Origin of the sequence: Proteiniphilum acetatigenes DSM 18083 (assembly GCF_000380985.1) — a bacterium.
In the GTDB taxonomy this organism is placed as follows: domain Bacteria; phylum Bacteroidota; class Bacteroidia; order Bacteroidales; family Dysgonomonadaceae; genus Proteiniphilum; species Proteiniphilum acetatigenes.
On record NZ_KB905693.1, the window covers coordinates 53,978 to 69,551 of the forward strand.

Consider the following 15,574-nt stretch of genomic DNA (forward strand, 5'->3'; position numbering starts at 1 on the left):
ATTAAAAGCTTAAATCGATCCCTAAATTTATTCTGCGCATAGTAGGATAGGCACCTTCAGTGGCACTACCACCCGAATATGTATTTTCCCTATCGTCCGGTAAACGGGACCAATAGAAGAGGTTGTTCCCATTGACAAATATTCTGAAATTCGATATCCCTGCATTATTGAGCCATTTCATTCCGGTAAGCGTATAGGATATTTCTGCCGTTCTGAGCCTGAAAGAAGAAGCATCATATAAATAATAATCACCGATATTCTGGGCTTGCGTTTTCCAGCGGGGTAGAAAAGAAGTAGCATCCTGGTTGTCCTTGGACCAATAATCCCGCACATGCCCGAATAAGATATCGGTATCTGCAAAATAATTGTTTGCAGCCACCGATCTATTCACATTGTTCACTCCATATAATTGTACAAAGGCGCTGATTCTCTTATAGGAAAATCCCACAGTCAGATTAGCCGTATTCTGGGGGATATTGGAATAACCTATCGGCGGCGTATCTTCACTGTTCTTAATAATACCATCGGCATTAAAATCTATCAGGTTATAATACCCCGGAAGTTTATACAGGTCATTCGTTTCGGTAGGGACACTTGCATATACTTCATCCCAGTTGTTATAAAAGTCTCCACGTAACAAACTCCTGTTCTGCCCTATGGGATAGCCTGCATTCTTAAGATAATCATACTGCAATGGAGCATCATCCCTGAAAATCACGGTATTCTCATTATGGGTAATAGCAAGACTTGCCCAGGCTGTTACATCTTTATTGAATTTTTTATTAAAGCCCAGTTCAATCTCAAACCCGTTAGACTTTACCTGCCCCAAATTGGCGCCCGGAGGAGTAACTCCAAAAAATGGCGGTATATTTCTGCTACCTCCTGCCATCAGGATGTTGGTCCTGTCTTCCGTATAATAATCAAAATTCAATGAGAAAAGGCTCCTCAACATACTGAATTCAAGACCGAAATTCTTTTTCAAGGCTGTTTCCCACTGGATATTCGGATTACCCACAACAGACTCCCTATAAAAATAATAAGGACTCCAACCATCACTTGCCTGATTTAACCTGGCCCGACTGCCATAAGCATATTGGGAAGAATACAACCAGCGTCCTCCACTTACCTGATCATCACCTACTTTTCCCCAGCTATATCTTAATTTAAGATTATCTACCCAATCCAGTTTATGAAAAAAATTTTCATTGGAGATAATCCAGCCCAATGCTACTGAAGGGAAAAAATCGAATCGGTAACCCGGCCCAAACTGCTCGGAACCGTTATATGCGCCGTTTGCTTCGAATAAATACCTGGAATCATAATCATACGTCGTTCTGAATACCCAGTCTTCACGATAGTTTTTGAACATGCTGCCCCGTGCATATTCTTCACGTTTAAAAACACCCATGGCAGTCACATTATGCATATCAAATCTCCTTGCATAATTCAACTGTGCCTGATACATCATCCTTCTGTAAACAGGTAAATATCCGGCCCAGTTGCGATCCAGGATTTCCTCCTGCCGAATGGTCCAGGGTCGGACTATCCAATCATATTCTTCGGAAGAGACAGGAAGTAAAACGGTATATTCGCTCGGATCCTGATCAGGCCCTTTATACCTGTCCGGATAGATCTGCTTAAAAGGAACATTTGTTGACGCTTCATTAGGACGGATGCTATTTGCATTATCATAAATTCCACCCTCAGAGCGGATACTGTTATCATAAAACAAAGAAGCTTTTGCCTTTAATCCCTCCGTTATAAACTTCAGGTCCTGTTCCAGACTCAGGTCAAAATTCAACTGGGTCGTTCTGGTCTGCCTTATACCAATATTATAAACCGCAGCCAACGGGTTTACCGTATTATTCCCGCCTTCCTGATACGCACCCCATCTTCCGTCTTCATGCATCGGGATAAACAGGTTAGGAGCTAGCCGATAAGCGGCAGCCCACATCCATGCATCTGCCCGGCTTGTACTTCCTTCATTATTAAAGTTCGTATTTTTTAAGCTGTAAAAGCCCGAAATATCCAGCCTGAGTTGTGTAGTATTTGTCAGGCTGGCGTCTATATTACTCCTGAAGTTAAACCTGTCGAAATTATAATTCGGGGAGTACCCTTTTCTATTATCATAATCTTCGAACATATCGCCTTCATGCAAATAGGCCAATGAACCAAAAAACTGGATCGCTTTACTGCCCCCTCTAATACCCAATGTTGCCTTGTGCGAAAAACCCAGATCCTTAAACATGGCATCAGCCCAATCTACATTCGGATAAATGACTGCATACTCTGCCAATTGAGGCCTTCTATAACGCTGTACTATTTCATAAGGCACATAAGCACCCCATGAAGGCTCATTCAATACGACTTCTCTTTCGATCATTTCATTCTTTGCCATCATGGCTTCGAATGAATCGAGCTTGTCGGGAAGCTTGGAAACCATCTGCCCCATAGTCGTATAATTAAAGTCCAGTGTCGTCTTTCCAGCCTGCCCTCTTTTTGTGGTGATAAGAATAACGCCATTGGCTCCTTTTACCCCGTATACAGCTGTAGCAGAAGCATCTTTCAATACGGAAATACTTGCAACTTCATTGACATCGACATTATTCATGCTTCTTTCCACACCATCGACCAGTACAAGCGGCTGTCCACCGTTCCATGTATTCTGTCCACGGATGAAAACGTTGGTGGAACTCTCACCCGTAAGGATACCTCCGGGCTCCCCGGAAGAAGTCAGCGACACGATACCGGGTAATTGGCCGGAAAGAGCCTGGGAAATATCAGTGACAGTACCTATTTTTTTCAGGTCTTCCTCATTGGCAATAGAAACAGATCCAACGACCGTTTCTTTTTTCTGAACTCCATATCCAACCACCACAACCTCTTCCAACAACTCGGCATCTTCCTCCAGTACAATACTTATAAAGGTCCTTCCTTTCACAGCAATAGTCTGTACCCGCATACCCACATACGACACCTCTAATATAGCATCGGGAGAGATATTTAAAAGGTTAAAATTACCGTCTATATCAGTAATTGTACCGGTAGTTGCACCTTGTACCCGGACAGTTACGCCGATCAGGGGTTCTCCCCCTATATCAGTAACAGTTCCTTTTACAGCAAAGGTCTGCGCATGGACACCCAGGGAAGATGTCCAAAGCAACATGAACATCATTCCTTTCAATAGATTCAAAATTTTTCTTTTCATTTCATTTTCTCATTTGTTTAGATTAAAAAACTGTTTGGCTTAACACCAAAAATCCCTAGCATTATTTAAATGATTGTTGAGTAAGACTCTAACATACCTCTTCCCGCCGTGTACGAACACATTATTTCAGGCCAGACTTCAAGAGATTAAATGTTATCATATTTCATAATACATGATACTGGAAAATTTCAACATAAATCAAAAACTTGCTCCAAACAAGAGTATCTCCCATGTTGTGCTTGTTCATTGCATACTTCCGGTCAAAGAGACCAGGAAAAACTTCTCACTTAATACCCGTTATATAAAAATGTTTCTCTTTTAATTCATATTAATAAAAAGAAATTTCACACCCGGATGTCTTATTATTCGTAAACATGTTCACAGATGGAAAATCCGGACTCAAAAACACTACTTTTTTATGTCAATCTGCCAAGGTCTCTTTGAATGTGAACAAGGGGAATTGTTTAACCGAAATATGCATCCATAAGTACTGAATAGTAAGTAGTTTTAATTTTTAACTTCAAAAGATTGAAAATCAATTGTGATAAACAAAATGAATAATACAGGAAACCATTTCAATCTTGTACTTGCGAATAATTATTGTAATTCTGTTTACTTCATCCTAAAGTATACCGGTAATTCGTTATATTTGTCGATAACTTTGCATTGGCAAACTTCAAATGAATGTCCGGCCCTGCAAACATAAGCATTTTATTAGCATTATGCTTATAAAATACAATAATTTATAGTTAAATATTATTAAACTGCTTGTATGGTTGATTTTAAGGCATTTTTAAAAGCTAATAATTTCACTCAAACAGAAGCCGCGAAATACTTCAACGTCACACAGCCATTTATATCTCAAATAGTAAATGGCATACGTCCAATTCCCGATGAATTTATAGATAAGTTAAAAGACGACGTTGATATCAAAGGCATTGAGTTCATATTGGATGAAAGACAGCCCGATACGGGTATTTTTTCTAAAGATTTGGGTCATGAAAGAAAGCTTATACCGTTTTACGACGATGTTGCCTCAATAAACGATGTAATAGCAGATATCGAAGTGCCTGACGGACAAATGATAGATTTTGTTGACGCGGGTGATTGGTTTAGGGATGCCACGGCTGCCACCCGCTACTACGGGGAAAGCATGCCTGAATATCCAACAGGGTGTATATTAGCGCTAAAAGAAGTATTAGACCGGGAATTAGTTGTACCCGGTCGCGATTATACCATTGAAACAAGTGAATACCGGGTTACAAAAAGACTTCAGAAAGGTAAATCATCTGAATATATTTCGGCCTATAGTACAAACAAAGAAACGTATCCGGACGGGCGAATGGTACACGAACCTTTTGATATTCCATGGAGGTCCGTACAGCGTATTTATTTGGTGATCGGATATGTCGTTAGGAAAAACGGCGGTACAATAGTGTACCGCAATCAGGGTGAAAAATAAAATTTTCCATCTATGGGGTCATGTATAGTATCAGGAAAGGAGTATACCATGGAACTATTAAAAGTGCACATAATTTTATAGGAAAGACAACTTTAATTACAAAATTGTCTTTCCTATCCAGTATAACATATTACAGATAGCCAATAATTTCATCCATCTGTACTGAGATCTTTTTTAAATGATCCCTGTTTCCGCCGGGCACCTCTGCCGTAAGCCATCCACCTGTATGACCGATCCTGCGCACAGCCTGCATCACTACCGGCCAGTTGTTATCTCCCTTCAGCAGATCGACTTTGAACCCTTCCCACAATCCTTTCGAATTCATCAGTTCACGGCTGAATTCCTTGATATGGAGCTTCATGATGCGTCTGTTCAATGTCTGGATCCAGTGCTCCGGCCAACCGTATCGCAATACATTGCCGATATCGAAATACCATCCCACCAGCGGATGATTGATCTCATCCACATAACGTTTGGCTTCCACCGGGCTGATAAGAAAATTATTCCAGACATTCTCCAGGGCAATCTGCATCCCGGTCTCCTCAGCATAAGGTATCAGTTCACGGATAGAGTTCTGGGAGTTGATATATGCCTGTTCATATGACACCTTTTCGTTAACGACTCCCGGTACCACCAGCACGGTATCACCACCCAGTTCCTTTACTTCGCGCAGCGAAGCGGCTACCGACTGAATGCACTTCTTTCTCACTGCCGGATCGGGATCAGAAAGCGGTGAACTCCAGTGATCCTTATTGACCACCGAGGGGAGTTCGATTCCCGACTTTTCTTTTGCGTTAAGGATTTCTGCTATAGGAAAGTCTACCGGACTATTGAGTTCCACTCCATGAAAGCCCAGATCCCTGGCTAGTTTGAATTTGTCGGTTAACGACAAATCTTCATCGATCATTCCAAACCCTAAACTCTTTTTTAAGGTTACATTCCTTCCTTGCTCTCCGGATCTGCCTTGCGGAACAGAAGCTGAGACTGAAGAAGGGATAACAGCCGAAGAGAGGGGGGTAACTGCCGTGGCTCCTGCAATAACGGCAGCAGATTTGATAAATTCCCGTTTGTTCATATGCGTTATTATTTGAATTCTGTGATACCGGGTATTGCTATCTCTACATCATACTGAGTTTCCCACGACAGGTCTGCCGGAAACAGAACTTCTTCTGAAGAAAGCGCCTGTTCCAACGAAATTGTCTGTCCTGTATAACCCGCCATCCGTCCCGCTAAAGCGACCAGATTGGAACGTGTCATCCATTCTCCGTCGTTTATCGGCTTATTATCACGGATAGATGCGAAAAGTTCATCATGCTCCTGCTGATACATGCTTCTGGTTTGTGATTTTTTATAGGCATTCTCATCTGTAAACTTTGTTTCATCATCATATTTCCAGGGTTTCTTACCGGTTATTTCATGTTTTCCGGTACGGCAATCCACAATACACCGACCTTCATCTCCGGCCAGTTCGACAGCATAAGAGGGGGCGGTATTGTTTTGCTGACGACAGAAGAAATAGGCTTTTACTCCTCCTTCATATTCATAGGTCAAAGCAAAATGATCGAATACATTACCGTATTTGGGATCTATTCGCTTTTGGCGTCCTCCGCTACCTGTTACACGCAAAGGAGTTACATCTCCCATTGCCCATTGAAGCATGTCAACACTATGGATGGCTTGTTCAACAATATGATCTCCGGAAAGCCAATTATAATAAAGCCAGTTACGGAGCTTATACTCCATATCCGACCATCCCTTCTGGCGCTCCTTATACCATAGTTCACCAGTATTGTAAGTAGCTTCCGCAGTTAGTATTCCTCCGATCTGTCCGTTCAGCACTTTACCGAATGTTTCTCTCTTGGGAAGATGATAACGCCAGCAAAATCCGGAAACCAACGACAACTGCTTTTCTTTTGCTTTTTGAGCAGCAGCCATAACCCTTCGCAACCCGGGAGCATCTACGGCAAAAGGTTTCTCACAGAAAACATGTTTCCCGGCGTTTACCGCAGCTTCGAGATGATCGGGACGAAAAGCGGTGGGAGCGGCCAGCAGTACCACATCCACATCAGACTCGATAAGCCTTTGATAGGCATCGAGACCTACAAATTTACTCTTTTCCGTTACCTGTACTTTGCGAGGCTCTTTTTCTTTCAATGTCTTTAAAGAGGCCTCCAAACTATCGGCAAATGCGTCAGCCATTGCAGAGAGCACTACATTATTATCAGCGTTTAGCGCTTCCTGAGCTGCGGCCGACCCCCGGCCGCCACAACCTATTAATCCGACCTTCAACGTATCACTGTTGGATGTCCATGGTGTATTTGTCGCCCATGTCAAATGAGGAATAACCACGGAACCGGCGGTAGCAATTCCTGCCTTTTTAATAAATTCTCTTCTTGAATACTGCATAATGTTTATTTGTTATGTAAATGACCAATAACCGGGATTCTGCTTAAGTTGAGGAGCTTTATTAATATCTGGTCCTGGTATAGGTAACCATATTGTCTGTCATGTCTCCTTCTGGTATCTGCGTATTTTTATCGTCGCCTCTTACATCGAGAGCGATAAAGATAAATTATTATGATTTATTAAACAAGAAAAACAAATCTTTTCGACAGCTATTATATTAAATTTGGTTAAGACAAATAAACAAATTAATGTCTCCAGAATGTCATTCTTCGGATTCACCCGTAATAACACTTTGGAGACACTTGTCATTATTTGAAGAAATACCTATTGCTTACCAGAATACAGCCTGGTCTTCATCCGGGATCAATGTACTTACATTACGCTGCATAAGCATGGTACCCTTACATCTATAAGGAAAATCAATATTCTCACTGGAGGCAGTGTCTTTATATTTGTACTCCATCGTCAACGTAAAAAAACGTTTAATGATATGTGGGCGATCAATATCCAACTCTTCTTTGATCTCATAAGTGGGCTCTCCCACCACTTCAAATTCCAAAGCCGGATTTTCAACGCTTAATATCAGTTTTCCTCTTTTCAGATAAAGAGAGGTACCGTCCTCTGCATGCGTATCCTCTATTTCTGACACTTCATCAGGCTCCAGAAATTCACACTTCACTTTAAAATCGCCCCTGTTTTCAGCCAATTCTTCGGTAATGCCGGCATAAAAGAAAATGGTATTCTCATCCACCACTCTCGCCTCACGGGTACTGGCTGTCATATATTTGGTGGTATTATCCCCAAAGTATACATACATACTCGCAGCATTATAAGTCCCGGAGTAATCGTTAAACGGCATCACCCAGAGTAATGCTTTCTGCCTTCCTTTATACGTATTCAGCGTGTAGGAAGGATCGGGCAAGACGGTCAACGGTAAAACCCATTTATCCACAAGATCCAGTCCTGAAAATTTAAAGTCAATGTCAAAGTGAGCCACATCGGTGCCGGCCGGAATATGGCAGCTTTGTAACGGAAATTCATAAAAATTCTCAGGTAACTGCTTATAATACAAATCGGTCCGTTCCGTATATTTATCAATATTCAAAAAATTCAATGTATCGTTATCCACACCAATACGGACAGTATAATCGTGGTCATTGGTACGTGATCCGCTTACAATCACCGGAAGTTTAAAAGTGACCTTTTCATCATCGGGCTTATATCTCAAATAGATAACCGACACGTCGTCTCTGTTGATCGGCGCCTTCAATGATATCATCCGGGTATATAGTTCACTTTCCCACTCATCATTACAACCGGAAAGAATAAAAAGTGTACCAATCAGTACAGTCAAATAAAAATATAAATGTTTCATACTATAATTCTTTATTGCTGAATTGAAATTTTGCTTTTTTATATCAGGATTAATCAAATGAAGGCCATCCGGGTGCCTGGGTCAGGCGGGCATTCCTTTTCAATTCTTCGTAAGCAACCGGCCAGAAATATTTTTTCATTGACCATGATGTTTGTACACTGGGGACCACTACTTGTTCATAGAAAAATTCCCGGTATTCTTTCGGAACAGTAGTGTTACAGCCGTAAATCATCTGGCTCTCTTCCTCCGGTGCATCTTTCCAGCGGCGAAGGTCGTAGTAACGTTGGTTTTCACCCAAAAATTCAATCTGGCGTTCACGTTTGATCTCTTTTCTCAATTCATCAGGATTATTATATGGATCACCAATACCAATCTCATCGAAATTGGGTAATCCGGCCCGTAAACGTACGGGAAGAACGGCTGCCTTCATAGCCGCCACATCACGCGAGATAGCATGGGTTTCACTTCCATCCCATGACGCAATCTGATAAGTAGTTGTCAACTCGTTCAATGCTTCGGCATACATCAACAGAATATCGGCATAACGGATGGCAGGATCCACTTTAGGATATACGGTCCCGTCCTTGTAACTCTCTTTCGGGTTAACATACTTCATCATGCCAATTCCTGTAGGAATCCAGCGATCATCGGTACTTACAATTTTCCTTCCGTCATTTTCACCATAATAATAGAACGTCTGGAAATCACGATTGTTAGCATCCCTGGCGCTTGTACATGCCCAATGGGCGCCGCTGAAAGCCACTGAAGCATAAAAACGGGGTTCCCGGTTGGCATATTCCAACCATACATCTTTTCTCAGATAAGGATACTCGCCGTCATATTGAGTAAATCCTTGTATACTGGTACTTCTGTCGAACAACTTTCCGTCATTCATTGCATAAGCATCAGCTTGTTTACCGGTGATCCCGTGACAGTTCCATCCTCCCGCTTTGTCGACAGGCATCTGATGGCGCGACATAGAGGTGATTCCATATTCATCATTCAACTGGTTATCTCCACGGGAAAAAATCAATTCCGGATTTTCCGAAACGTAAAGATCCCCATTAAACAAGGCACGATAAGAATCCAACGGGTCAATATCCTTCCATCCTCCTTCTTTCCATGTCTTCTCCGAATATACCGGGTGATAAGGCGGGTCTATAGTCTTGGGATAGGCACCCCAAAGTCCGCCGGTGCTGCGTTTAGGAGCCACATAAATCTCGTATTTTCCTAACTTTATCACATCCAGCGCTGCCGCTGCTGCTTTGGCCCATTTCTCCTCATCATATTCCTGGGAAATAAGTTGCCTTCCCTGATCATCCACAAAAGAGGCCATTTCCGGATTCCCGTTCATTAACGGACTTGCTCCATAAAGGTATGCCTTTGCACGCACTGCTAATGCAGCTCCTTTTGTCGGACGTGAAGCATCACGAGTACTTCGGTTACTCTCTAATAATTCAGCAGCCAACAACATCTGCTCGGAGATATATTCAACGCACTCGTCGTATGTATTCCTTGGATAAGCCAATTCAGAGTATGGCGCCTCATAATCAATCCCCTCATCGGGCAGGATGGGCACAGGACCATATTTCCTCAACAACAACCAATAGAGGTAACCCCGGATGAAATAGGCTTGTCCCTTGAGATCCTTGTACATCTCCTCGGTAATTTCAGGTCCGGGATGGACATGTTGCAGAAAGATAGAAGCCTGACGGATACCTTCATAGGATTGATCCCAGGGGCGGGAAACAAGTGCGCCGGCATTACCACCGTACTGAGGGCCGTACTGACCGAATTTGTAGTTCGAGTATGATATACCGGCACCTCCTTCGGTAAAAATCATGTCATCCGAGTAATTGGTAAGCGTAAACCGTACATGCCCTATTTCAAGATTAAAGGAAAGCAACTGATAGTAGGCATTGGCCAGCCACTGCTCGGTATAATCCCTGCTGTTGAATATGCGCTCCAGATCCTGCCTGTCATTAAAATATCGTTCTACATTCAGATAGTCGGAACAGGACTGGAAAAATGCTCCCAGACTGATTATAATACTCAATAAAATATATTTTTTCTTCATCTCATTAAATTTATTTGTTTTCTGATTTTAAATGTTAACAGTCAATCCAAATGTCACAGTTTTCCCCAACGGATATTTCATCCCGTTGGAACTGCCCATTTCCGGATCCCATAATTTGAATTTGGAGAATGTCAATAAATTTTGACCGATAATATGCAACCGTAATTTTTCCAGGCGTAACCTGGTGGTAAGCGCCTTTGGCAATGAATAACCCATTTCCAGCGTTTTCAGACGGAGGTAGGAACCATCGCGTAACCAATAAGTGGATGGGCGGTAATTGTTGGCGTTTCCGCCATAGCTCAATCGTGGGTATTCGGCATTCGGGTCTTCATTGACGCCCAAAATCCAGCGGTTGGCATTTGCCATCTCTTCCAGTATATTTCCCCATTCCCCGTTGACGAACGGGTATACAGTAAATCCATCGATAAAGAAATGGGATTTTCCTGCACCCTGGAAATGGAGGTTAAAATCAAATCCTTTCCAGGTAGCCGACAAACCCAGGCCATAGATCAGATTGGGCCGTGTTGTAGCTCCAATCGGCACAATATCATCATTATTAATGATTCCATCCCCATTTATATCTTTGTATTTGATATCACCCGGCATTACGTCCCTTTGATCACCGAAATCCTGACGGGGACTGTTCCGTATGTCTTCATAATCCTTGAAAAGACCCAATGCTACCAGACCCTTTGCCTGATCGACACGGAAACCGGTACGGCGCAGGTATGGATAACGGTTTACCATTTCATCTGCCTCGGTAATTTCATTTTTACTGTAGGTAAAGTTTCCCCGTAACTGTAAAGCAACATCTCCTACCCTTTGATCCAATTTAAAGTTACCGTCAAACCCCTTTGTTTTGACACTTCCCACATTTGCCGAAGGGTTCTGTCCCTGTATACCGACCATATCCGACAAGAAATCTCTCCGCATATAGATTCCTTCGCGCTTTTCATCGAAATAGTCCACTGTCAGACCCAATTTATCGCCCCATAGATACAGGTCTAACCCCAAATCGTGTTTCTTGGCAATTTCCCAGGTTACATTATTGGAAGAGACACGCGTATAGGTCAGCCCGTCATATCCGAATGCGCTGTTCAGGTCGCCCCAGTTATAATATACCGCCTGATCTCCCGCGCCTGTACTCCGGTCGTAATTGCCGAAATCGGCCAGATAAGGAAAACGTGAAGAAGAGTTGTCTGTCCCTACTTCCCCGTATGAATAACGGATCTTAAACATGCCCAACCAGTCAAGATTATCCTTTACAAAACTCTCTTCTGCTATGTTCCAGGCGGCTGAATAAGCGGGGAAGAAGCCAAATTGGTGTCCTTTGGCAAAGTTTTCCGAGCCGTTGTAACCAAAATTGAAGTTGAGTAAATAACGATTCATATAACCGTAAGAGAAATTTCCTGCCAATCCCTGATGGCGGCGGGCGATACCTTGCATGATATCACTACCGATGCTGGAGGTATTTACATAATTATCTTGTGTATATTTGAGGACACTGCCAATGTTGTGATTCCCGAAAGTTTTCCCGTAGGAAAGTTCTGCTTCAAGAAATTCCTTTCTATCGCCTGATGCTGAAGAGCCCTGGGACATTAAACGCTCCGGCACCAACCGGTTAAACACAATTTTCCCGTCCGAATTACGTTGGCGTTCGGCTCTCCACATCTCCGGATTTTTTCGGCGTTGTATATAATTGTAATTGTATGTATCGTAGCCGAAACGCCCTGTAAATTTCAACCCCTCGGTGATGAAATCCAGTTTTTGCTCTAAGGTGATATTGGAATTGATGGTATTTTCCCATATCTCGGAATATCCCGTTTGCGTAGCGGCTGTCCATGGATTATATATAGCTTCCCACGATGATGTTATCGTACCTTCTGTCATCATGACAGGCACATACCCGTTCGAATACATCACCGGCATCGTAACAGGATTATAGCCGAATACCGAATACCAGATATCGTCAGTGTTGATCGCACCGGAACGATTCGCTTTTTCCAGCGCTCCGCCGATACCTACCTGGATCAGGGTCGACTCCGTTATATTCATGTCCATATTCAGACGATAGTTATATCGCTGGTAATTGGCATTGGTATCGTATTCTTTCATCGTTTTGTCCACATGATACATTCCTCCTTCATCAAGGAAGCTTCCGGATAGATAATACCGGGCTTTCGATCCTCCCCCTTTCACACTCACGGAAGTGCGGTACGTAGGCGCACCGTCCTTTAATAAAAGATCCATCCAGTCCACATTCGGATAAATATCAGGATCCAGCTGCTCCTCGATCATCATTAACTCCTGATCGGAATAAACAGGCCTTTGATTGCGGGTAGTACGCGCCTCGTTCGCCATGGAAGCATACCTTAAACCATCTACGAATTTAGGTGTCCGGGTACGGGTGGTCCAGGTATATTCCGATTTGGCATTCACTTCCACTTTTCCTTCACTCCCTCTTTTTGTGTTGATCAGTATAACCCCGTTCGCACCACGTGAACCGTAGATTGCTGTGGCTGAGGCATCTTTCAGTACCGAGAAAGATTCGATATCTTCTATATTGAGTTCATCCATACTCCGTTCAAAACCGTCCACCAGGATTAAAGCGCTGGAACTGCCTCCGAATGTGGAAATTCCACGTATCCAGAATTCGGAAGTATTGTCTCCCGGCTGCCCTGAGCGCTGCATGGCCAGAACCCCGGCCACATTCCCGGCTAACGCATTGGTAATGCTGGAAACCGGAGTCCTCAAAGTCCCCACCTCCACGGTGGTGATTGCTCCTGTTACGGTCACCTTCTTCTGCGGCCCCATGCCCGTAATGGTTACTTCATCAAGTATAGTAGATTTTGATTCCTGCATCGTGATATCAAGTATGATATCTTCGTCCTTTATCAAATGTTCCTGGCTTTCGTAGCCAAGGTAAGAGAATACTAAATATTGAAAGGATTCAAGCCTTATTTTGTATTTTCCGTCAATATCGGAAGCCACACCCAATCCCGGCTTATCCTTTACGGTAACGGTTGCACCAATCATCGGAAGACCTTCTGAGTCAACAATGGTACCGGAGACTTCGACAGTCTTTTGTTGAGCAAATACGCCCATTGCATATATAATCAAGCATAAAACGGATAGAATATATTTCTTCATCTTTTTGTGTTTTTATTCCTTTGATTTATTTGATTTATTCTACGGAAATGGTGCGTATACGTTTGTTTTCACGGTCTGCCACATAGAAGATTTCTTCTTCCTCGTCATAACAGATACCGGTAGGTTCCCTGAAACGGGCCGTTTCACGGGCTTCTCCGTCAATCCAACCCCATACCTGACCGTCAATGCCGACACTACCACGTCCGGCAAATGTGCTGACTTCTCCGTCAGGGGTTACTTTCCGTATACAGTTATTATTGTGGTCACACACATAGAAGTCATATACATCCGCCTTGCCTTGCGCCACATACTCTTTATTCTTCACAAATACCCCCTGACGCGGACGATTGAAACGGGCAGAGGTTCCCGGTGCATCAGCATATCCCGATCCTCCGCCTATATCTCCTACATGGAGTACGGATGAAACCAGTTCTTTCGTTGTTTTATCGTAAGCACACCTGTACACGCCGTTGAATCCGGTCATATATACATACAGATCTTCCGGATGCCTGAACATAAACACATGGTCACTGGAATTGGCTTTCACGCTAAACAGCGCTTTTCCATCCCACATCTGGGCGGTTTCATCCCACACCTGTTTGGCCTTATAGACCTCCGAGGATGTCCATGTATTGTAAAAAATCGCACCGTCATTCATCGATACTGCAGAATAAGAGCATTGGGCATAGAGGTAAGGATATACCTTTCTGAAACTTTCGTTGCGAAGAGCATAAAACATATTCGGCATCTGATGCCTGTCGTTCCAGTTTCCTCGCCCGTTGTCATCCACAAGGAAGAGGGTATCCCTCGTAGGCGTGTCGAACAACATCGATTTCACCTGATGGACACCTGCCTGTCCTTTCATAAACACGGTAGAAACCTCTCTTGCAGTCAGGTTGATCTTCCGTAGTGCCGCCAGATTTTCGGCATCAATACAATAAATAATCTTATTCCCTTCTTCATCTATATCGAATTCCAGCCACCAGGGATTTTGAAACTCAGCTTCCTCAAATGATCCGTTGATAATACTGGAAGCGTTGGTTTGCGGATCCACCTTACCGGTCAATGTATTTACCTGCAAAGCTGATTGAAGGGTAAAGAGTTCTTCAAACTGGTGTTCTTTTACAACTTTACCACCTTCATCCATAATCCGCACAATAACATCCCCCCTGTTGGAACGCCTTGGAGCCATCACACATATTTTCGTACCCGAAGAACCAATAACAGGAGCTGATACGCCTCCAATGATTACTTCTATTTTCGAAACATCTGTTCCGAAATTTGATCCTTCAATGAATACTAAAGTACGCACAGGACCCTCTTTCGGGGAAAAATCGGTAAAAGTTACCGGCTTCGAAGGATCAGTAGGTATAACAGGCTTGGCACCCTGATACCCTCCTTCCTGACTACAACTTGTAGCGGCAAGGGCTATCGCAAATAAAATTGCAATAAATCCCGCTGAGAATTTTTTTTTGATTTCTTTTAGCATTTCTGGTTATAATTAGATTATTAAATATTTGAAAATAACACATCTATGTATTAATATTTTTTTAGCAACATATTCCTCGAAGTGGAACCCAAACAAACAGGCAAAACATAAATTTGGGTTAATCAACGTTTAAAACACCGAGAGTCATCAATATAAAAATCGGTTGATTAACAATTAATTAAATGGAATTGGGATTGTATTTAAACAACGCTATATAAAATCTATATATCTGAATTTTTTGTATTATTCACCTCAATGCCTCCTCTCTGGATAGCGAGCCTCCTTATTCGCTCCGATAATTCACTCTGTGTGCGGTCTTTCAATGCATTCCGGACAGTTACCTCGCTAACATTAAGTATTTTAGCAATATCCCTCCGTTCTCCGTGTTTCATTAGTATCTCTCCCAT

Annotated in this window: 9 protein-coding genes; 1 reads left to right on the plus strand and 8 read right to left on the minus strand. The window is 42.8% G+C overall.

Annotation, left to right across the window (positions count from 1 at the left end):
- Position 1 precedes the first annotated feature (1 nt).
- On the minus strand, positions 2–3,208 hold the full coding sequence (locus F597_RS0102365) for a SusC/RagA family TonB-linked outer membrane protein (RefSeq protein ID WP_019538104.1): 3,207 nt from the start codon (positions 3,206–3,208) through the stop codon (positions 2–4).
- A gap of 772 nt (positions 3,209–3,980) precedes the next feature.
- Here F597_RS0102365 and F597_RS21460 point away from each other — a divergent pair.
- A complete protein-coding gene (locus F597_RS21460; protein ID WP_019538105.1) occupies positions 3,981–4,670 on the plus strand; it encodes a helix-turn-helix domain-containing protein in 690 nt (229 codons plus the stop codon).
- 130 nt (positions 4,671–4,800) lie between these two features.
- Here F597_RS21460 and F597_RS0102375 read toward each other — a convergent pair whose 3' ends face one another.
- From F597_RS0102375 to F597_RS0102405, 7 genes are all read right to left on the minus strand, one after another.
- Positions 4,801–5,745, minus strand: coding sequence for a sugar phosphate isomerase/epimerase family protein (locus F597_RS0102375; protein ID WP_019538106.1), 945 nt, complete (start codon positions 5,743–5,745; stop codon positions 4,801–4,803).
- A gap of 8 nt (positions 5,746–5,753) precedes the next feature.
- On the minus strand, positions 5,754–7,076 hold the full coding sequence (locus F597_RS0102380) for a Gfo/Idh/MocA family protein (protein ID WP_019538107.1): 1,323 nt from the start codon (positions 7,074–7,076) through the stop codon (positions 5,754–5,756).
- Between the two features lie 331 nt (positions 7,077–7,407).
- Positions 7,408–8,451 carry a DUF4973 domain-containing protein gene (locus F597_RS0102385; RefSeq protein ID WP_019538108.1) on the minus strand — a complete coding sequence of 348 codons (1,044 nt, stop codon included), beginning with the start codon at positions 8,449–8,451 and terminating at the stop codon, positions 7,408–7,410.
- A 49-nt stretch (positions 8,452–8,500) separates the two neighbouring features.
- A complete protein-coding gene (locus F597_RS0102390) occupies positions 8,501–10,528 on the minus strand; it encodes a RagB/SusD family nutrient uptake outer membrane protein (RefSeq protein ID WP_019538109.1) in 2,028 nt (675 codons plus the stop codon).
- Positions 10,529–10,555: 27 nt separating this feature from the next.
- The gene (locus F597_RS0102395; protein WP_026327041.1) at positions 10,556–13,678 is read right to left on the minus strand and encodes a SusC/RagA family TonB-linked outer membrane protein; all 3,123 of its coding nucleotides are present in this window, start codon (positions 13,676–13,678) and stop codon (positions 10,556–10,558) included.
- Between the two features lie 34 nt (positions 13,679–13,712).
- The gene (locus tag F597_RS20005; protein ID WP_019538111.1) at positions 13,713–15,167 is read right to left on the minus strand and encodes an IPT/TIG domain-containing protein; all 1,455 of its coding nucleotides are present in this window, start codon (positions 15,165–15,167) and stop codon (positions 13,713–13,715) included.
- A 221-nt stretch (positions 15,168–15,388) separates the two neighbouring features.
- The gene (locus F597_RS0102405; protein WP_019538112.1) at positions 15,389–15,574 is read right to left on the minus strand and encodes a cyclin family protein; all 186 of its coding nucleotides are present in this window, start codon (positions 15,572–15,574) and stop codon (positions 15,389–15,391) included.

What these genes read in the sequence shown, in the direction of transcription:
- F597_RS0102365 (WP_019538104.1), bottom strand. Translation starts at nt 3,208, where the DNA reads ATGAAAAGAAAAATTTTGAATCTATTGAAAGGAATGATGTTCATGTTG.
- F597_RS21460 (WP_019538105.1), top strand. Translation starts at nt 3,981, where the DNA reads ATGGTTGATTTTAAGGCATTTTTAAAAGCTAATAATTTCACTCAAACA.
- F597_RS0102375 (WP_019538106.1), bottom strand. Translation starts at nt 5,745, where the DNA reads ATGAACAAACGGGAATTTATCAAATCTGCTGCCGTTATTGCAGGAGCC.
- F597_RS0102380 (WP_019538107.1), bottom strand. Translation starts at nt 7,076, where the DNA reads ATGCAGTATTCAAGAAGAGAATTTATTAAAAAGGCAGGAATTGCTACC.
- F597_RS0102385 (WP_019538108.1), bottom strand. Translation starts at nt 8,451, where the DNA reads ATGAAACATTTATATTTTTATTTGACTGTACTGATTGGTACACTTTTT.
- F597_RS0102390 (WP_019538109.1), bottom strand. Translation starts at nt 10,528, where the DNA reads ATGAAGAAAAAATATATTTTATTGAGTATTATAATCAGTCTGGGAGCA.
- F597_RS0102395 (WP_026327041.1), bottom strand. Translation starts at nt 13,678, where the DNA reads ATGAAGAAATATATTCTATCCGTTTTATGCTTGATTATATATGCAATG.
- F597_RS20005 (WP_019538111.1), bottom strand. Translation starts at nt 15,167, where the DNA reads ATGCTAAAAGAAATCAAAAAAAAATTCTCAGCGGGATTTATTGCAATT.
- F597_RS0102405 (WP_019538112.1), bottom strand. Translation starts at nt 15,574, where the DNA reads ATGGGAGAGATACTAATGAAACACGGAGAACGGAGGGATATTGCTAAA.